Raw genomic sequence first — 19,687 nt, 5'->3', positions numbered from 1 at the left:
ACAATCTTGCCTTCGCAGCATCTGTTGTTCTGTCTATAATAATGATGTCGGGGTCAAAAGCCCCCGACTTTGATGCCTACGGATTGTTCCGTGCTACGCACTCTCACAATCCTACCCTCTATTCGCATATCGTGGGATTATCATCCCACTTTTATGCTCATATCGGGGCGGGTCATAATAATTCTGTCTCCGGTACTTCTTCCACCGGAATGACAAACCTGCCAATCCAACTGTCGTAACAGTCCTCACACAGATCAAAGGCATGTCTCATACCGTCTTTTTTGCTAAAATACCCAAAGCGTACATCTGCAGTGAAATAACCTTCCCGGATGATTTCCTTTTCTACTTTTAATTCTCTGCCACAGGCGTTACATATTACCTGGGTTAATTTACCGTTTTCTGACTTTCGCATCTTACCTTCCACCTTTCTGATCGTAAAAACAGTTTCCTCTTTCACTATCATAGCAAATAAATCGCCGGATGGTGGTGGTAATACTTGTTAACGCCGCCACATGATCATGGCATCTTCGGTAGGTTTCTCATAAAATCCGGGACGAATCCCTTCCGAGACGAAACCAAACTTTTCATATAAACGGATCGCCGGTGCATTGCTCACTCTGACTTCCAATGTATATGCCGTAATGCCGCGCTCTGCCCCCAGTCGTAGCAGTTCTTCGAGCATCTTACTGCCCACTCCCAGGTTCCGGTACTCCGGTGCAGTTACCACATTGTCGATATTACCCTCATGAAAACTGTCCGTCAATCCGGCGCAGCCAGCGATATGTCCATCGGCCTCCGCCACCACATACAGACAATAATCTCTTAGAAGCAGTCCTCTGAAATCCTCCGCAGACCAGGGCATGCTGAAGGATGCGGCTTCGATACGGCTCAATTCTTCGATATCTGTATCCTGCAGGGGGCGAACCTCTATCTTCATGCCTGTGCCTCTTTTGCTGCTCTCTCCTGCTCTTCCCGTTCCCGCTCTGCCTGGCTCTTACGCAGATATTCGGGCTCATGCTCCGCAGCGGTCACGGTCTTACCCTGTGCATAATAAATGGCTCCGAGAGAAGCCACACTGGCTGCCCGCTGTCTGTTATTGGCTGCGGGAGCAAAGGAAAACGGAACTTTCATTCCTTCTGTGATCTGTCTTAGGTATACCGGCACGCCGTCTCCCAAAAAGATCACTTCACGTCCCAGGCGGTTCAGTTCGTCCACCAGTTCATCCACAATAGCTGTGCACTGTTCCTTAACACAATGCATCACAAGCTGCTGTTCACAGCTTCCATCCTCTGCTGCTTCTGCCTTACAAAATTCATAGATTCCGGTGTATACCTGATTCCTTCTGGCATCCATAATGGGGCAGACCAGCTTGTCCGTCCCCCAAAGATTGAAGGCAAGTCCTTCCAGTGTCGGCACCTCTACCAACGGCAGATTCAGTGCCAGACCAAGTCCCTTCGCGGTTGCTGCACCAATTCTCAGTCCGGTAAAGGATCCGGGACCTGCGGAGATAGCAATGGCATCAATGGTGTGAAGATCCAGGTCGATCATCTGCCGGATCTCGTCCAACATCGGAAGTAATGTCTGGGAATGTGTTTTCTTATAATCTGTGGTGTACTCTGCGATCAGGACATTGTCTTCCACGACGGCGGCACTTGCCACAAGTCCGGAACTGTCCAAAGCTAATATTTTCATAATGTAGTCATCTCCTCAATCGTGATCCGGCGATAATCGAAGCCCTTCTCCAGATCCTTTTCTATGGTCACCTGTCTGTAATGCTCCGGCAGGATCTCTTCGATCAGATTCGCCCACTCGATCAGGCACAATCCCTCGCCGTAAAAACAGTCCTCATAGCCGATCTCTTCCATCTCCTCCACATCTCCGATGCGGTACACATCAAAATGATAAAAAGGCATACGGCCCTCCTCATAGATCTGTACAATGGTAAAGGTGGGGCTGTTGACCGGTTCCGTAATTCCAAGACCGTCTGCCACTCCCTGGGTAAATACGGTCTTGCCCACACCCAGATCACCGATCAGGGTATAGACCTGCCCGGGAAGTGCTTCTAAGCCGATCCGCTGTCCCAGTGCAAAAGTCTCCTGTGCACTGTGAGTCTCTATGATTTCCTTTTTAAATTCTTTGTTTGCTGTTGAATCACCTGTTGTCATTTCTCTTACGCTTTCTATCGACACCGTAATGCCCGTTGTTACTTTCCGGATAAGTTCTCTGCTCTATGGCATTTCTAGCTGCGGATCTTCACCTTTGCAGGGGGCATATGGGTGGAGATCATTTCAATAACATCTGTCGTTTTATCCTGCATCTGACTTTTGGGGAAAATCGTTGCGTTATTCTTCGCCGTATATACAATGATGCTGCGTCCGGTGGATACTGCCTTCAGACAATCCTCCCACGCCTGGCAGGTAGAACTGTCTCCCTGTGATATGGTGATCCCATTCTCATCCAGAACATAATGCAGAGGCTCCCTGAATACCGGATTGTTCGCCACCTGTTGTTTGCTTTTGATAAAAAGCGTCCAGGGGAGATATAACAGGATCACCACTCCCAGGATCAGATAGATCCAGTACTGTCTGGAAATTCCCACAATAACGCCCAGTGCTCCGATCACCGCTCCCAAAAGTCCGGACACGCTGTTATAGCTGTGCCGTAATAAAAAATCATATAAGTCCCCCGATGTAATCTTCACATCCAATTCTACCATAACGTGTTCTTTCCTCTATCATAATGTATGATGCCAGGGGCAAAAGGACCAGCCCCACATGCGCCTGCTCATAGGTGATTGAAAGGCCCCGGGCTCCGTCTGTGCATAAAACGGCATACTATAAAAAACATTATAAATTTTTTCCCTTAAAAAAGCAAGTAAAGAACCGCAGGGATTTATAATCTGTCACCTGCGGTTCACTGATTTCTTATTATATGATTTTTATTATTTACTCATGGCGCAGTGCCTCGATAGGGCTCAATTTTGCCGCTTTCTTCGCAGGATAGATACCGAAGAAGATACCTACGGCAGAGGAGAACAGGCTGGCTCCCAGTACCGTTCCTGCGCTTACTTTTGCGGTAAAACCGATCAGGCTGCAGATGCCAAAAGCTCCTGCCACTCCGATGGTAATACCGATCAGACCTCCCAGCAGGGTGATGATCGCCGACTCCGACAAAAACTGTAGCAGAATGGATCCAGTTCTCGCTCCCAGTGCTTTCCGGATACCGATCTCTCTGGTACGCTCCGTCACGGATACCAGCATGATGTTCATAACACCGATACCGCCTACCAGCAGAGAGATGGCTGCTACGAACACTACAAAGATAGTAATGTAGCTTAAGATCTGATCCATCTGGCTCATAATATCATTAAAGTTCTGTACAGAGATGACATTCTGTCCTCTGACACCATGCCTGTTCTCCAGCAGACGCACCGTATCCTGCGCCACCTGAGAGGCATTTTCCGCGCCATCACTGACGATCAGCAGGTCCGTGTAATCCACATAGAATCCATACCCCTCGGAAATTGTGGAGATAGGTGCCTCCATGGTCACCGTACCGTTTCCTCCCATTCCGAACAGCTTCGATGCGTTGTCCTTACGGATACCAACAATCGTAAATTCCTGTGTCACTCCATACAACGTATAATCAAAGCTCATTCCGATCACATTGGTATTACCAAACAGCGTTTTCGCGCTGCTCTCTGTAATGACACAGACCTTATTCGCCGTATAATAATCCGAATCGGTAAAATAACGTCCCTTGATGATCGGATCCTGGCTCGAATATTCCAGTCCCGCCTTACCGAAAGTTGCAGCAGCATCAAAAGTTCCCTTTCTGCCGGTGGCGCTTCCGCTGAAACTCCAGGACGGTGTTACCGCCTTGACATTTGGAACTTTCTCCAGAATGGCATCCATATCCTCTTCCGTGAATACCACCTCTGTTCCGTTTTCCGCGGTATTGCTGCTATAAACGGCGATCTGACCGCCCGCCATAGAATTCAGTTCTCCGTTGATCCCACTTTTCACGCCATTACCTATGGAGATGATCATGATCACCGAAGAGATTCCTATGATAATGCCCAGCATGGTCAGGATCGAACGTCCTTTATTACTGCGGATATTCATCAATGCAATTTTGATGTATTCCCATACTTGTGTCATGGATCCGCCTCCTACTGTTCCATGGGCACAGCCGTTACTGCCATGCCCTCCTCCAGGCTGACACCCGTGAGACTGTTCACTATGATCTGGTCTTCCTCGGTAATGCCCTCCAGGACCTCTGTGTATTCATCGGAGGAGATTCCGCAGGTAATTGCCCTCTTAACTACCATGCCATTCTCGATCACATAGAGGAAATCTCCGTTTTTATCCGCATTGATCGCTTCTACCGGGATCAACAATGTATCCTGTGCACTGTTGGTATGTACGGTCAGCTTTGCATCCAGTCCCAGAATGATCTTGTCATCCGGGTTAGTCAGATGTACTTCTACCCCTACCATGGGCGTATTGGAGGCATTCAGTGTTGCCATACGATTGATCTTACTGATCTCGCCTTCGTATTTATTGCCGGAGATGGTAATATCTACTTTCTGCCCGATGGCAAGTTTTGCCACATCGGACTTGGAAGCATCAAAGGAAACCTTCACATTCTGGCTGCTCTCCAGTGTGATCAGCTGTGCGCCCTCCGCCACACTGGCTCCGGATACACCGGTGCATTCCGTTACGATACCATCAAAATCAGCTACAATGCCTTTCTTCGCAGAATAATACTGTTCCTCCGCCTCTTTGTAGGTCAGCTGTGCCAGATCTCTGTCAGCAGCGTACCCCTGGGACTGATAACCGTTTAAGATCGATCCTTCCCCGGCATCCTTCTGTGCCTGCATCTTCGCTTTATAAGTTTCACATTCCTCAATATGTTCCTGTACGGAAGCAATCTCATTCTGCATATTTACCACGTAATCGCTGGATCCTGCAATGGACTGCACATAAGAATTTCTCGCCTGGCTGGCACTGATATCCTGGAGTTCCTTATTGATTTCTTTCGCACGGTCTGCACTGGTAGCGGAATCCTGCAGTTCCTTGCTCAAATTGGCGGATTTTCTGGATAATTCATAACTTTCTTCGGATAACTGTCTCTGGGTTTCTCTCTGACTCTTTGCAAGTTTATCCTGCAGTTCTTTCAGATAAGCCTTGTAGTCTGCCAGCTGTTTGTCCAGAACTGCCAGATTGGTGTTGGCTTCGTTTAATTTCGCCTGACTCTTGCTGTTCTCTGTCATGGTGCTGTTATAGGAAGCACTGCTCTTGGTCTGCTGTAATGTTGCCTCCTGCAGGCGCTCCTCCATCTGGGCCATGTCATAGGTCATCAGCACATCCCCTGCCTTGACAGCATCACCGGCTGCCACATTGACTTCGTTTAATCTGCCGCCTACCGGCGCAAAGAGAACCGCTTTCTCTTCACTGACTACCTTGCCGCTGGTGCTGACATTTTCCTCGATGTCACCGCGGAATGCGTTAGTAGTGCTGACCATGACGCCCGCACTGCCGGAAAACGCACAGCTTACCATACGGATCACGATCAGTATGATTATGATAGCAGCAATAATAATAGGTGCTTTTTTACGTTTTTTACCGATTTTACCTGCCTTCTGTTCTCTTTTTGTTCCTTTTAGTTTTCTCTTTTCTTCCTTCTTCATTGCCTTGTTTTCTTTTGCACTCAGTGCCTGTTCTGTCTTTTCCTGTTGTTCCATGATCCTATGATCCCTTTCTATTTTTATCCTCATATCGTTAAGATGTCGGGGGCAAGATCCCCATCTTTACTGCCTGCGGATTGCTTCGTGCTACGCATTCCACCTAATTGATCTGCCCGGAGTCGGATTCTACTTTTCCGTCACGGATCTTGATCACTCGCTTCGCCTGTGCTGCGATCTCATTATCATGTGTGATCAATATGACAGTTCTTCCTTCTTTATGTAATCCTTTCAGAATATCCATAATCTCTTTCGTGGAATTGGAGTCCAGATTACCTGTGGGCTCATCCGCCAGGATCACCGGAGGTGCCTGGGCTATGGCCCTGGCTATCGCCACTCTCTGCTGCTGACCGCCGGACATCTCCGAAGGCTTATGATCCATACGATGTTCGAGACCTACCTTTTTCAAGGCCTCCACGGACAGCTCTTCCCGCACACTTTTGGATACTCCCCTATAGATCAGAGGCAGCTCCACATTTTCCAATGCCGTCAGATTCGGGATCAGATTAAAACCCTGAAAGATAAACCCGATCTCCCGGTTCCGGATGTCGGACAATTCATCGTCAGATAATGCGGACACGTCCTGTCCATGCAGCCAATATTCCCCACTGGTAGGCACATCCAGACAGCCAAGCATATTCATCAGTGTAGACTTTCCGCTTCCGGAATGCCCGATGATAGCCACAAATTCCTGCTCGTCGATGGTCAGACTGACATGATCCAGGGCGCGCACTTCATTTTCCCCCGGATTATAGATCTTACACACATCCTTGATCTCTACTAATGCGCTCATTTCTCACCTGCTCCTGTTATTTATTTCTGTTTTTACTTGTTTTATTGTATCGTTGTACTACGTGCATAATACAATAATTTCTTTTGAGTGTCAACATTTATTTATCTCAAATCTATGCACAATACACTATCAGATAAATTGGAAAAAAAAGCTGTGAAAATTCTAAAGATTTTCTATATTGACTTTTATTTCACAAAGTGATATATTCCATCCATAAGGTAAAGTTCTTCAGGGTTGGGTGTAATTCCCTACTGGCGGTAATAGGTCATCCTTAAGTCCGCGACCCGCAGATACAATTCTGCGGCTGATCCGGTGTGAATCCGGGACCAACAGTACAGTCTGGATGAAAGAAGACGTATCACTTATATTTTTTTGTGATACCCATGCCCCGGAAGCTTGTATTCCGGGGCTTTTTTTGAAGGCTTTCCTTGATTTTCTTCATAGGAAAGGAGTTCTGAAATGAACAAATTAATGCAAACTGTAACTGAAAATGTGGCCTATGTGGTTATCTTCCTGGCAGTCATCGTGGGATGTTTCCTGGTGGCTGTAGTGCTGGAAAAGGGCGCACAGAAGAAAAACGGCATCAAAGAACCGATCTTCAATACAAGAAAGCTTGCCATGATTGGTATGTTTTCCGCCATCGCCATGATCCTGCATGTGCTGGATTTCCCTATCTTTTTTGCCCCCGGTTTCTATAAAATGGACTTCAGTGAGCTGCCGATCTTAGTCGGTTCCTTTGCCTTCGGTCCCGTAGCCGGTGTCATGATGGAATTCGTGAAGATACTGCTGAAGCTGTGCATAAAGGGTACCTCTACCGCTTTCATCGGCGATCTTGCGAACTTCGTGGTGGGCTGCAGCCTGATCATCCCCGCTTCTGCTGTGTACTCTTTTAAGAAGACAAAGAAAAGCGCAATCATCGCCTGCATTGTGGGTACTCTTTTCATGACCGTATTCGGCACCGCATTCAATGCCGTATATCTGCTTCCCGCGTTCTCTAAATTCTACGGAATGCCCATGGATGCCATCCTGGCAATGGGAACCGAGGTCAATCCGCTGGCAAAGGAAGGCAGCATTGTAAGCTTCGTGGTGGCATGTGTGGCTCCCATGAATCTCATCAAAGGAACGCTGGTGTCTGTCGTAACACTGCTGATCTACAAGCCGTTAAGCCCCATCATCAAGACCGGTCACAAAGCGTAATTTTTTCCAAAACAAAAACAGGGATTGCAGTTATCTGCTGTCCCTGTTTTTTATATTTTATATATTCTTATTGTTTCTGAATCTTCATGGTCAGACCGATACGCTTCTTAGCCACATCTACGGTAAGTACCTGCACATCCACGATATCGCCGACGCTGACTGCCTCCAGAGGGTGCTTGATATAACGATCTGTGATCTGGGAGATATGCACAAGCCCATCCTGATGGACACCGATATCCACGAATACACCGAAGTCAATGACATTACGCACGGTTCCCTTTAAGATCATACCGGGCTTTAAATCCTTCATATCCAGAACATCACTGCGCAGGATCGGCTTCGGCATATCGTCTCTGGGATCTCTGCCCGGCTTCTCCAGTTCCTTCAGAATATCTGTGAGAGTGATCTCACCAATGCCCAGTTCTTCTGCTAAAAGCTTCTTATTTTTAATACGCTTCTCCAGACCGGACATATCCTTTGCATCATTTACTGCATTTTTAGTTGCTGGTGCCGTCTGCTTTGCAGACACTTCTTGGGAGTTATCGAACGTCATGCCACCCATGGCTGCTGCAAGGGCCTTACCCATGGCGGTGTTGGTATTATGCACTCTTACAGTCTTGCCCTTCTGTTCTTCCCGCTTTTTCGCTGCATTGACTGTGCCGTTACCATTCTTCTGTCCGCCTTCCTGCGCCGCACTGCTCCTGCCGGAAGCTTTCTTTGCTGCCGCCTGCTTCTGGGCTTCCTTAATATCTTCCATAGTCAATCCCAGCTTCTCCATCAACTGCTTAGCTGCTTCATAGGACTCGGGATGGACACTTGTGGCATCCAGCGGGTTCTTGCCATCCAGGATCCGCAAGAAACCGGCACACTGCTCATACGCCTTAGGCCCAAGCTTCGGTACCTTCAACAGCTGTTTTCTGCTTACAAAACGCCCGTTATTTTCTCTGTAATCCACAATATTTTTTGCAATGGTCTTATTAATACCGGAGACATATTCCAGGAGAGATGCGGATGCGGTATTCAGATCCACGCCGACTTTATTTACACTGTCTTCTACCACGCCGTTTAAAGCATCGCTTAATTTCTTCTGATTCATGTCATGCTGATACTGACCGACACCGATGGACTTGGGATCGATCTTCACCAGTTCCGCCAGGGGATCCTGCAATCTTCTGGCGATGGATGCGGCGCTTCGCTGACCAACGTCAAAATTGGGAAACTCTTCTGTCGCCAGCTTACTAGCGGAGTATACGGAAGCACCTGCCTCGTTGACGATCACATACTGTACCGGACGATCCAGTTCTTTCAACAGTTCTACAATTACCTGCTCGGACTCTCTGGACGCCGTACCATTCCCTACAGAAATTAAATCTACATTATATTTTTTGATCAGTTTCTTCAGTTCTGCCTTGGACTCCTCCACCTTATTCTGGGGTGCTGTCGGGAAGATCACTTTCGTATCCAGCACTTTTCCGGTAGCATCTACCACTGCCAGTTTACAGCCGGTACGGAACGCCGGATCCCAGCCTAAGACCACTTTTCCTGCGATAGGTGGCTGCAACAGCAGCTGCTCTAAGTTTTTGCCGAAGACATTGATCGCTCCATCCTCTGCCTTTTCTGTCAGATCGTTACGGATCTCTCTTTCAATAGCAGGTGCTATTAAACGATCATAGCTGTCTTCCAATGCGGCACAGATTACCGGTGTGGTATATTCATTTTCCTTCGTGATCAGCTTCTTCTCCAGATAACGAAGAATACGCTCCTTGGGTGCATTGACTTTAACAGTCAGCACTTTTTCTGCCTCTCCGCGGTTCAATGCCAGTACTCTGTGACCTGCAATCTTCTTCACAGGCTCTTCAAAATTGTAATACATCTCGTAGACGCTCTGAGCCTTCTCATCCTTCGCCGTACTGGTCACAATGCCTTCCTCTACGGTGATATTGCGGATGTAAAGACGATGATCCGCATCGTCGGAGATCATCTCGGCAATAATATCCTGTGCTCCCTGCAATGCTTCCTCCGCAGTCTTTACTTCTTTTTCTTCGGAAACATACTTGGCCGCCTCGTTAAGCGCTGGTTCTGTTGCCTCCTGGCGCAGAATGTATTCTGCCAGAGGCTCCAGTCCCTTCTCCTTTGCAATGCTGGCACGGGTCTTTCTCTTGGGACGATAGGGACGATACAGATCCTCTACCACTACCAGAGTCTGCGCTGCCAGAATCTTCTCCTTTAACTCATCGGTAAGTTTTCCCTGTTCCTCGATGCTTTTCAGTACCTGTTCCTTTTTATCTTCCAGACTTCTCAGATAGGTCAGTCTCTCATCGAGATTACGGAGCTGCTCGTCATTTAAGGATCCGGTGACCTCCTTACGGTAACGAGAGATGAAAGGGATGGTATTTCCCTCATCGATCAGCTTCACAGCCGCTTCCACCTGCCATTTTTCTACCTGAAGTTCTTCTTTGATTTTCTGTATAATATCCATAGTTCCTCCTGATGACATACTGTCATTTTGTTTTGCACATGGGTCTATTATACTGGAAATCGGAAGTTTTCTCAATGTTTTATCAATCTTTTCATTTTTATTTCATTTGCTTATTGTGTGGAAAAATGGTACAGTACTTAATATAAGCGCGGCAGATAAATTCACCATATGCCGCCCGGAAATGAGGCTTTCTATGGATTATTATCAGAATCAAAATAACCAAATGAATCAGAACATGCCACAGGTCGATCCGAAATACAGAGGCTTGTCGATTGCTTCTATGGTCTGCGGTATCTGCTCTCTGGTCATGTGTTGTACCGGCATACTAGCCATCCCCGCCGGTGCTCTTGGCATTCTCTTCGCAATGCTTACCAGAAAAAAGGGACAGCGCATGAACAACATGTGTGTTGCCGGTATCTGGCTGTCCTGTGTAGGTCTGGCACTTGGTATCTTCATCACTATCAGCAGTATTGTCACGGTATTCACAGATCCTTCTTATATGAATATGCTGGATCAGATGTACCAGCAGATGTACGGTGTCGATATGGAAGAGTTCTGGCAGTCTTACCTGTAAGACATGCCGTTGTTTTCCGACGGATCCTGCGGTTTCGAAATCAGAACCCGGATCAGCCGGAATCACCAATAGAACAAAATAATAAAAAGAAAAGAGGATTTCTATGATACAATATGCATCCAGAGCCCAACTCAAAGAAAAAGCCAGAGATCAGATGGCAGGGCATTACGGCAATGCCATCCTGCTGTCTATCTGCCGGAGTCTGATCGTATTTTCCCTCACCTTTGCTGTCAGCATGACCTTCACTATGATCCTTACCGTACGGACACTTATGGGGGGAAGCGCAGAGACATCTCTGACGGAATATCTGCTTTTGACAGCCACTACGACTTTAGTGTCGATTTTCGCCGGAGTTTTTCAGACCGGCATCACATTATTTTATCTGAATACTGCCTGCGGCAGACCTGCTGTGACTGCCAATCTGTTCTACGGCTTCAAATACTTATTCAAAAAATCGCTCGGGATCTCCGCAGTACTGATCCTACTGAATACGGCATGTACACTTCCGTTTGATATCTGCTATTTTCTCCTGAGGTCAGGGAAAGGCTTTGATTCCATAACCATGGCAATCCTGTGCATTGTGCTTATGGTCATCGGTATGTGTATCTATATTCCATTATCCCTTGGTTTATCCCAGGCTTACTATTTACTGTTAGATTTTCCCCAGTATAACGCCATGGAGCTTATGAAATTAAGCTTCCGCATTATGAAGGGTCATAAATGGGAGCTGTTCTGTTTACAAATGAGTTTCCTGCCGCTGGGATTTCTGTGTTTGCTGAGCTTCGGTATCGGAAACCTATGGCTGGTGCCATACCTGAATATGACCCAGACCTTATATTTCCTGGATCTGATGCAGAACGAGCGCCATTGACAGTTAGCTATTATATATTGTACGTTATATATTATGTACGCAAAAACACATTCCACAAGGCTTTTGCCTATGGAATGTGTTTTATTTATGTCTTATATTAATTATGATGTCGGGGTCAAAAGCCCCCGACTCTGATGCCTACGGATTGTTCCGTGCTACGCACTCTCACTTCTCCGCTCCGCTTCGGTCCGTGCTAAACATGTGCCACTGGCACATAGCACCCTACCCTCTATTCGCATATCGTGGGATTATCATCCCACTTTTATGCTCATATCGGGGCGGGTCCTAAGGTCTTTCACCCACTTATGAGCAAGCTCATGTGGGCTTAGACCTTTTGACCCTGGCATCATTAATTATTAATTCTCTGTCTTCTTATCTCCCTGTACGCTGATCCATTTCAAATAGCCATTGATGAAGATATCCAGGCCGCCGTCCAGTACTGCATCCACATTACCTGTCTCCACATCGGTACGGTGATCCTTGACCAGTGTGTAAGGCTGTAATACATAGGAACGGATCTGGTTGCCCCAGCCGATCTCCTTGACTTCTCCGCGGATATCCGACAGCTTCTCGGCATTTGCTTCCTGCTTTAACAGATACAGCTTGGCTTTCAGCATCTGCATTGCCTTATCCTTGTTCTGGAACTGGCTTCGCTCATTCTGACACTGCACTACTGTTCCCGTCGGGATATGGGTGATACGGATAGCAGATGATGTCTTGTTGATGTGCTGTCCACCGGCACCACTGCTTCGGTAAGTATCAATACGCAGATCCTTCTCATCAATATCCACATCCAGATCTCCTTCAATATCCGGCATAACATCCAGAGATACAAAGGATGTCTGACGCTTGCCCTGGGCATTGAAAGGAGAGATACGCACCAGACGGTGTACACCCTTCTCAGACTTCAGATAGCCGTAGGCATTCAGACCATTGACCTGGAAAGTCACTGACTTGATTCCGGCCTCATCACCATCCAGGTAGTCCAACACTTCGATGGTAAAGCCCTTACGCTCCGCCCAACGGGTATACATACGATACAGCATACCGCACCAGTCACAGCTTTCGGTACCGCCGGCACCGGCATTGAGCTTTAAGATCGCATTGTTCTTATCATATTCTCCGGACAATAGAGTACCGATCCTGAGTTCGTCGAATTCCCTGATGAATTCATCCAGTTCTCCACGGATTTCCGGGATCAGAGACTCATCGTTCTCCTCATATCCCATGTCGATCAGAGTCAGGATGTCATCATACTGTGTGGAGAGCTTGTCACACTCACCCACCGTATCCTTCAGGTTCTTCAGTTCTTTCATTTTCTGGTTGGAACGCTCCGGGTCATCCCAGAATCCGGGAGCCTCCATCTCACGTTCCATTTCTTCGATCCGCTTTGCCTTGTTAGCAAGGTCAAAGTGAATCCCTCACTTCCGCTAAAGGTGTTTCGTAGGACAGAATTTCTGTCTTCATCTGATCTAATTCAACCACTTAACGTCACCTACTTTCTTATTTTATTATTGTAATTCTCACTTTTTCCGGCAGGCAAAGCGTCTGTCCGCGCTGCCGCATCATCTTCCGCTGCCATCAGGAAGCATCAGGCCTTCCGTCCGCAGCAGTTCTTGTATTTTTTACCGCTTCCGCAGGGGCAGGGATCGTTCGGGTAAACCTTTGCATTTTCACGCTTTACAGGTCCCTTCGGCAAGGAATCATCCTTATTCGTGCCGGTGATCTTCGCCTGCTGCTCACGCTCTACCTTCTGTTCGATCTTGATATGGAACAGAAGTCTCACAGTCTCTTCCCTGATGTTCTGAGTCATCTCATCGAACATCTCGTAACCGCTCATCTTGTACTCTACCAGAGGATCTCTCTGTCCGTATGCCTGTAAACCAACGCCCTGACGCAGCTGCTCCATATCATCGATGTGATCCATCCACTTACGGTCGATGACCTTCAGCAGAACCACACGCTCCAGCTCACGGATTGCTTCGGGTTCGGGGAACTCGGCTTCTTTTGCTTCGTACAGCTTCACAGCTTCTTCCTTTAACTGCTGCTTTAAGCTGTTCTTCTTGGGCTTCTTCACGCGCTCCGGTGTCAGAGGCTGTAACGGGATCGTAGGAATGAGCAGGGTATTTAACTCATTGAAATCCCAGTCAGAGATATCTGCGTCGTCATTGATACAGATATCTACACAATTCTCGGTAATATCGGTGATCATCTTGTAGATCACATCGCGCATGCTCTCGCCGTTCAGTACCCGCAGACGCTCCTCGTAGATGATCTCTCTCTGTTCACTCATGACACGGTCATACTCTAACAGATTCTTACGGATACCGTAGTTGTTGCTCTCAATCTTTTTCTGAGCGGATTCGATGGCATTGGTCAATGCCTTGTGCTCGATCTCCTGTCCTTCGGGAATACCTAAGGTATTGAACATACTGATCAGACGCTCGGAGCCGAACAGTCTCATCAGATCGTCCTCCAGAGAGATGTAGAACTTGGACTCACCGGGATCTCCCTGACGTCCGGAACGACCACGCAGCTGATTATCAATACGTCTGGACTCATGACGCTCGGTACCGATGATCTTCAGTCCGCCGGCGGCTCTCGCTTCATCATCCAGCTTGATATCCGTACCACGGCCTGCCATGTTGGTAGCGATGGTTACCGCACCGTGTACACCGGCATCGGCTACGATCTCTGCTTCCAGTTCATGGAATTTTGCATTCAGAACCTTGTGCTGAATGCCGCGCTTGGTCAGCATTCTGCTCAGTTCCTCACTGGCTTCGATCGTAATCGTACCTACCAGTACAGGCTGTCCTGTGGCATGTGCTTCCTCTACCGCATTCACGATAGCGTTCAGCTTCTCTCTCTTCGTCTTGTATACAGCATCCTGCAGATCCTTACGGATAACGGGACGGTTCGTAGGGATCACAACAACATCCATGCCGTAGATCTCACGGAACTCGGTCTCCTCAGTGAGAGCTGTACCGGTCATACCACACTTTTTATCGAATAAATTAAAGAAGTTCTGGAATGTAATGGATGCAAGCGTCTTACTTTCTCTCTTCACCTTTACATGCTCTTTTGCTTCGATTGCCTGATGCAGACCGTCGGAATAACGGCGTCCCGGCATGATACGTCCGGTAAATTCATCGACGATCAGTACCTGATCGTCTTTTACCACGTAATCCTTATCACGGAACATCAGATTATGGGCACGCAATGCCAGGATGATATTGTGCTGGATCTCCAGGTTCTCGGGATCTGCGAAGTTATCAATGTGGAAGAATCTCTCAACCTTCTCCATACCTGCTGCGGTCAGGTTGATGATCTTATCCTTTTCGTTAACGACGAAGTCTCCGGTCTCTTCCTGTACCACACCCATAATGGCGTCCATCTTGGTCAGTTCCTGTACATCATCGCCGCGCTTCATCTGACGTGCCAGCAGATCACACATCTCGTACAGAGCTGTGGACTTGCCGCTCTGTCCGGAAATGATCAGAGGGGTTCTCGCTTCATCGATCAATACGGAGTCCACCTCATCGATGATGGCATAATGCAGTCCACGCAGAACCAGCTGTTCCTTGTAAATAACCATGTTATCACGCAGATAATCAAATCCCAGTTCGTTGTTGGTAACATAAGTGATATCACACTTGTAAGCTTCCTGTCTCTCCTCGGAGGTCATGCTGTTCAGTACCACGCCGACCTTCAGTCCCAGGAACTCGTGTACCTGACCCATCCACTCCGCGTCACGCTTTGCCAGATAGTCATTGACGGTAACGACATGGACACCCTTGCCTTCCAAAGCATTCAGATAAGCGGGAAGGGTAGACACCAAAGTCTTACCTTCACCGGTACGCATCTCCGCGATACGTCCCTGATGCAGGATGATACCACCGATCAGCTGTACTCTGTAGTGCTCCATGTTCAGAACACGCTTTGCAGCCTCTCTTACGGTTGCATAAGCCTCCGGAAGCAGATCATCCAAGGTCTCTCCATTGTTCAGACGCTTCTTATACTCCTCGGTCTTGCCGCGCAGTTCCTCATCGGAAAGTGCCTGCATCGTCGGGCGGAGTGCCTCGATCTTGTCCACCAGGGGCTCAATACGCTTCAGTTCTCTGGAACTGTGCGTGCCAAATATCTTCTCAATAACGCTCATTTTTTCCTCGTTTCCGCACCCTTTTGACAATAAAATGTCCATGGGTCTTCGCATAATTCAAAGCTTATTGTAGCAGATTTTCCTCTATGTTTCAACCTTTCAATGCTGCCGTTGCCGTGAAAAGACTGTAAAAATTTTGTGAACAGGATATGGACACCTAAGAGCCTGCATAAATTGACAGTCCGGATAAAAATTATTATAATGAGATCAGTTAAATTTTCTTTTCATGATAAGGAGCAGAATACTTATGAAAAGGCTGTCTATCACCCAACTGGTTCCCGGCATGACCGTAGCCGAAGATGTCTATGATCTGGACCATGAGCTTCTGATGCAAAAAGGTACTGTTCTTACGGACAAGCTGATCACCAAGCTGGATCTGTACGGTATCCTCACCATTTTTGCCGAAGATATCATACACCCCGTACAGCCTGTGGAGGATCCCACTGACACTGAGCTCTCTTACTCCGAGCGCATTAAGAGTTCTCCGGAGTTTCAACTGTTCAAGACAGATTTTGAAAATGATGTTGAGCTGTTCCGGGAAAATATGAATCTGGTGATTCAAAAAAATACCACTTTAGACGTAAATACCCTATTGAAGAACACCATGGCCATTGTAGCCAATCATTCCGGCAGTATCAGCATTCTGGACATGCTTCAGAACATGCGGGAATATGATGATTCCACTTACACTCACAGTCTGAATGTTGCCCTGATCTGCAACATACTGGCCGGATGGCTGAAGCTGTCTGACAAGGAAGTCGAGCTGGCCACTGCCTGCGGCCTGTTCCATGATATCGGTAAATTACTGGTTCCTTATTCCATCATTTCAAAACCCGGTAAGCTGTCCGATCAAGAATTTGCAACGATCAAAAAGCATCCTTCTCTCGGATATCAGCTTCTGCTCTCCCAGGACGTGGATGATCATGTAAAAAATGCCGCCCTCATGCATCACGAGCGCAACGATGGCAGCGGTTATCCCCTGAAATTAAAAGGAAATCAGATCGATCCTTACGCAAGAATCGTAGCTATCGCGGATGTCTATGATGCCATGACCGCCGCCCGCTGCTACAGAGGACCTTTGTGTCCGTTCCGTGTGATTGAAATGTTCGAGGTGGAAGGCTTCCAGAAATACGATGTCTCCATCCTGCTTCCTTTTCTGGAAAATGTAGTTAATTCCTGTCTGCAGAACCGCTGTCTGTTAAGTGACGGGCGGAAAGGGACGATCATTTATATCAACAAAGACAAGCTCTCCCGGCCTATCGTACAATGTGGCGGAGAGTATGTGAACCTGGCGGATCAGCCGGATTTAGAGATTGTTCGCCTGCTTTAAGCTATTCAGCTATCAACCATACAAGACCTTAGGCTGCATTGTGTTGTAGATGTCTCATGTAGTCTTTATTCCCATGACACAACATCTACAGATTGGAGTTACTATGTCAGACAAGATGCCTTTACATTATTATGTCAATATGCCCGGAAATACTCTTCCGGGCACTTCTTTTACCACCATCGGCGAGGCTCTGGCTTCTTTGCCGGAGTTTCCGGCTTCAGAGTGCGAAAAAAAGTTCCCGGCTCCCGTTTCTGATCTGCCCCCTGTGATCGTACACATTGGGGAAGGTATTTATCGGGAAAAATTAGTCATCAACAGACCAAATGTCACCTTCGAAGGAGCAGGTACGGACAAAACTATTCTCGTCTACGGAGATGCCGCCTTTGATCTCATGCCCGATGGGGATAAACGCGGAACCTTCCGCACCGCTTCCGTCCGGATCGACACCCACGATTTTACCGCAAAGCATCTGACCTTTCAGAACGATTCCGGCTTCGGACATACCGTAGGGCAGGCGCTGGCAGTCTATGTAGACGGCGACCGCAATGCTTTTTATGACTGTCGTTTTCTTGGCAGCCAGGATACGATCTTCGATGCACCTCTGCCGTTAAAAGAGGCGCAGCCCGGAGGCTTCAAGGGTCCCGGAGAATTCAAGCCCCGCACGATTGGACGTCATTATTATGAAAACTGTTTTATTCAGGGAGATGTGGATTTCATCTTCGGCAGCGGCATCGCCTGGTTTGAACATTGTACGATCTACTCGAAGCTTCCCGGAGACCGGATCCCTCCGGAAAGTCCGGAGGATGAAGTGATCTACGGCTATGTGACCGCAGCCTCCACCCCCATGGAAGAGCCCTACGGCTATGTCTTCCATGAATGCAGCCTGGAGAGCGACTGTCCTCCCCATTCCATCTACCTGGGACGTCCCTGGAGAGAATGGGCGAAGACCGTATTCTTGCACTGTGAACTGGGAGAACACATCCATCCCGCCGGCTGGCAGGACTGGAAGAAACCCCATGGTCATTTCTATTACGGAGAATATGCTTCTTACGGTCCCGGCGCTTCCCCTGACACCCGCGCAGACTTCTCCCACCAGTTGACAGATGCGGAGGCTGCGGAGTACACCGTGAAACATGTAATGAAAGGATGGGAACCACAGAGTTTGATGTGATCCATTATGAAAGGAGTTCCGACATCTATGTACCTGGAAGAATTGTCCCGTCAGCTGGCACTGGATTACTGTTGCAGTCCTGCTGATGTGGCTGATTCAAACAATCATTTTACACTCTATATTCCGCAGGAAGGACGCCGCCGTTTTCAGGAACAGACGGTTTGCAGGTTAAAAATTGCTGTCGTTCATGGGAAATTATTAGTTACCGGTTCCGAGGAAATTGTGGCTGAATGTCGGAAACGTTATGCTGATGTGACAGGAGAATGGTTTTTTGACATAAAACGGCTTCGGGAATTGGAAGAATTGCTGGCTCCCTTCGGTCTCCGTATTGCGCAGGTACACCCCTTTTTCCTGCCTGAGTTTGGTGGCATATCTTCTTCTGATTTTTCTTCGCCATTACTGTCTGAGGCCCTGAATTTTAAACTGATACGATATGATCAGGATACTATTCTGCAATTTCGAGGCGACGACCGCTTTAATCAGGCATTTGCTTTCGATCCGGATGCCCCGGATGTTTTGGGCATCGCCGCTGTAAGGGACGGTGAGATTCTCGGTATGGCAGGCGCCAGCGCTGACAGTCCCCTGTTCTGGCAGATCGGGATCAATGTATCTCCCCACGCCAGAGAAATGCATGTGGGTGCGACATTAGTAAGACTTCTGGCTCAGGATATTTTGGCTCACGGTGCGATTCCTTATTATGGAACAAGCATGTCCCACATTGCTTCCCAACGGGTAGCACACCGCGCCGGATTCGCTGTGGCGTGGGCAGAATTGATTACGGAAGAAGTAAGGTAAATGAGAGTTTACGAAAGCATAGCCGCGCATAGGCATAGTTAAAGACAGCGATGGGCGCTTGCGCACAAATCGCTGTCTTTACTTATGCCGTGATGCGGCGAACGCCGCGATATGAAATAAGATTGGCAGCGCCTTTTGCTGGCAATCTTATGAATAGCGTGGCTCATTGCGGAGGGCTGCCAATAAATGTGGAGCGTCCTTTGCAACACATTTATGAATTGAATGCATGGCTCGTAACGTAGGGCTGCCGTAGACCGGACAAGTTCCGCCTGTACCCTTCTTCCGCCTCAACGTGAATAGTTTATGGGTATGAGAAGCTTGTTTTGTTGCTGATACCCACACTGAGAAAAGTTTGTGGGTATCAGAAGCTTGTTTTGTTGCTGATACCCACGCTGTGAAAAGTTTGTGGGTATCAGAAGCTTGTTTCGTTGCTGATACCCAAATTGTGAAAAACGGAAGGTATAACAAGAAAATTATATATTCCAGAATGCCTGCAACAGGCGTTCGCCGCATAGGCAAAAAATCACCACCACCCGTCTAACGGGTGGTTTGCTCTGAGGCTATAAGCCTCT

At 47.8% G+C, this 19,687-nt stretch carries 18 protein-coding genes, 1 pseudogene and 1 riboswitch; of the genes and pseudogenes, 8 read left to right on the top strand and 11 right to left on the bottom strand.

Going from position 1 to position 19,687, the window contains the following annotated elements; genetic code table 11:
• The first annotated feature begins 41 nt into the window (after positions 1-41).
• A complete protein-coding gene (locus ACTRDR_RS11585; protein WP_440527675.1) occupies positions 42-239 on the top strand; it encodes a hypothetical protein in 198 nt (65 codons plus the stop codon).
• On the opposite strand, the gene ACTRDR_RS11580 is transcribed toward ACTRDR_RS11585, so the two are convergent.
• The 8 genes from ACTRDR_RS11580 to ACTRDR_RS11545 form a co-directional block, all read right to left on the bottom strand.
• Complete coding sequence (locus ACTRDR_RS11580) at positions 173-412, bottom strand: hypothetical protein (protein ID WP_440527673.1); 240 nt, start codon at positions 410-412, stop codon at positions 173-175. The genes ACTRDR_RS11585 and ACTRDR_RS11580 overlap by 67 nt on opposite strands.
• 87 nt (positions 413-499) lie before the next feature.
• Positions 500-937, bottom strand: a complete 438-nt coding sequence (rimI, locus tag ACTRDR_RS11575) for a ribosomal protein S18-alanine N-acetyltransferase (RefSeq protein WP_440527671.1) — start codon at positions 935-937, stop codon at positions 500-502.
• A complete protein-coding gene (tsaB, locus tag ACTRDR_RS11570) occupies positions 934-1,692 on the bottom strand; it encodes a tRNA (adenosine(37)-N6)-threonylcarbamoyltransferase complex dimerization subunit type 1 TsaB (protein WP_440527669.1) in 759 nt (252 codons plus the stop codon). Before tsaB ends, rimI begins: the two co-directional genes overlap by 4 nt.
• Positions 1,689-2,165: a tRNA (adenosine(37)-N6)-threonylcarbamoyltransferase complex ATPase subunit type 1 TsaE gene (gene tsaE, locus ACTRDR_RS11565; protein ID WP_440527667.1), complete on the bottom strand. Its 477-nt coding sequence runs from the start codon at positions 2,163-2,165 to the stop codon at positions 1,689-1,691. Before tsaE ends, tsaB begins: the two co-directional genes overlap by 4 nt.
• A 74-nt stretch (positions 2,166-2,239) precedes the next feature.
• Entirely contained in the window at positions 2,240-2,716 is a 477-nt protein-coding gene (locus tag ACTRDR_RS11560) for a YcxB family protein (RefSeq protein WP_440527665.1), read from the bottom strand.
• Positions 2,717-2,945: 229 nt separating this feature from the next.
• Positions 2,946-4,160: an ABC transporter permease gene (locus ACTRDR_RS11555; protein WP_440527663.1), complete on the bottom strand. Its 1,215-nt coding sequence runs from the start codon at positions 4,158-4,160 to the stop codon at positions 2,946-2,948.
• 11 nt (positions 4,161-4,171) lie between these two features.
• Complete coding sequence (locus ACTRDR_RS11550; protein ID WP_440527661.1) at positions 4,172-5,746, bottom strand: efflux RND transporter periplasmic adaptor subunit; 1,575 nt, start codon at positions 5,744-5,746, stop codon at positions 4,172-4,174.
• A gap of 103 nt (positions 5,747-5,849) precedes the next feature.
• Positions 5,850-6,539, bottom strand: a complete 690-nt coding sequence (locus ACTRDR_RS11545; RefSeq protein WP_440527660.1) for an ABC transporter ATP-binding protein — start codon at positions 6,537-6,539, stop codon at positions 5,850-5,852.
• Between the two features lie 220 nt (positions 6,540-6,759).
• A riboswitch (FMN riboswitch) is annotated at positions 6,760-6,898 on the top strand.
• 100 nt (positions 6,899-6,998) lie between these two features.
• Between ACTRDR_RS11545 and ACTRDR_RS11540 the strand changes: the two genes are divergently transcribed.
• Complete coding sequence (locus ACTRDR_RS11540) at positions 6,999-7,736, top strand: ECF transporter S component (RefSeq protein ID WP_440527658.1); 738 nt, start codon at positions 6,999-7,001, stop codon at positions 7,734-7,736.
• Between the two features lie 67 nt (positions 7,737-7,803).
• Here ACTRDR_RS11540 and ACTRDR_RS11535 read toward each other — a convergent pair whose 3' ends face one another.
• Entirely contained in the window at positions 7,804-10,215 is a 2,412-nt protein-coding gene (locus tag ACTRDR_RS11535) for a Tex family protein (RefSeq protein WP_440527656.1), read from the bottom strand.
• Positions 10,216-10,408: 193 nt separating this feature from the next.
• Between ACTRDR_RS11535 and ACTRDR_RS11530 the strand changes: the two genes are divergently transcribed.
• From ACTRDR_RS11530 to ACTRDR_RS11520, 3 genes and pseudogenes are all read left to right on the top strand, one after another.
• Complete coding sequence (locus ACTRDR_RS11530) at positions 10,409-10,789, top strand: DUF4190 domain-containing protein (RefSeq protein ID WP_440527654.1); 381 nt, start codon at positions 10,409-10,411, stop codon at positions 10,787-10,789.
• Between the two features lie 103 nt (positions 10,790-10,892).
• Positions 10,893-11,660, top strand: coding sequence for a DUF975 family protein (locus ACTRDR_RS11525; protein ID WP_440527652.1), 768 nt, complete (start codon positions 10,893-10,895; stop codon positions 11,658-11,660).
• A gap of 103 nt (positions 11,661-11,763) precedes the next feature.
• A pseudogene (locus tag ACTRDR_RS11520) lies at positions 11,764-11,989 on the top strand (hypothetical protein).
• A 27-nt stretch (positions 11,990-12,016) separates the two neighbouring features.
• Here the strand turns inward: ACTRDR_RS11520 and prfB are convergent.
• Together prfB and secA are read right to left on the bottom strand one after the other, a co-directional pair.
• Positions 12,017-13,145 (bottom strand): peptide chain release factor 2 gene (prfB, locus tag ACTRDR_RS11515; protein ID WP_440527650.1). Its coding sequence is split into 2 segments (ribosomal slippage): positions 12,017-13,069 and positions 13,071-13,145, totalling 1,128 coding nucleotides; the frame shifts between segments, so codons are not numbered across the junction.
• A 106-nt stretch (positions 13,146-13,251) separates the two neighbouring features.
• Positions 13,252-15,819: a preprotein translocase subunit SecA gene (gene secA / locus ACTRDR_RS11510; RefSeq protein ID WP_176865395.1), complete on the bottom strand. Its 2,568-nt coding sequence runs from the start codon at positions 15,817-15,819 to the stop codon at positions 13,252-13,254.
• Positions 15,820-16,066: 247 nt separating this feature from the next.
• Between secA and ACTRDR_RS11505 the strand changes: the two genes are divergently transcribed.
• The 3 genes from ACTRDR_RS11505 (at position 16,067) to ACTRDR_RS11495 (ending at position 19,115) form a co-directional block, all read left to right on the top strand.
• Positions 16,067-17,149, top strand: a complete 1,083-nt coding sequence (locus ACTRDR_RS11505) for an HD-GYP domain-containing protein (RefSeq protein ID WP_440527648.1) — start codon at positions 16,067-16,069, stop codon at positions 17,147-17,149.
• Between the two features lie 103 nt (positions 17,150-17,252).
• Entirely contained in the window at positions 17,253-18,320 is a 1,068-nt protein-coding gene (locus ACTRDR_RS11500; protein WP_440527647.1) for a pectinesterase family protein, read from the top strand.
• A 27-nt stretch (positions 18,321-18,347) separates the two neighbouring features.
• Entirely contained in the window at positions 18,348-19,115 is a 768-nt protein-coding gene (locus tag ACTRDR_RS11495) for a GNAT family N-acetyltransferase (protein WP_440527645.1), read from the top strand.
• Positions 19,116-19,687 lie beyond the last annotated feature (572 nt).

Origin of the sequence: Simiaoa sp. (genome assembly GCF_051972595.1) — a bacterium.
GTDB lineage: Bacteria > Bacillota > Clostridia > Lachnospirales > Lachnospiraceae > Acetatifactor > Acetatifactor hominis.
The sequence above is the reverse complement of the archived record's forward strand: the minus strand, read 5'-3'. Positions and strand labels throughout refer to the sequence as shown.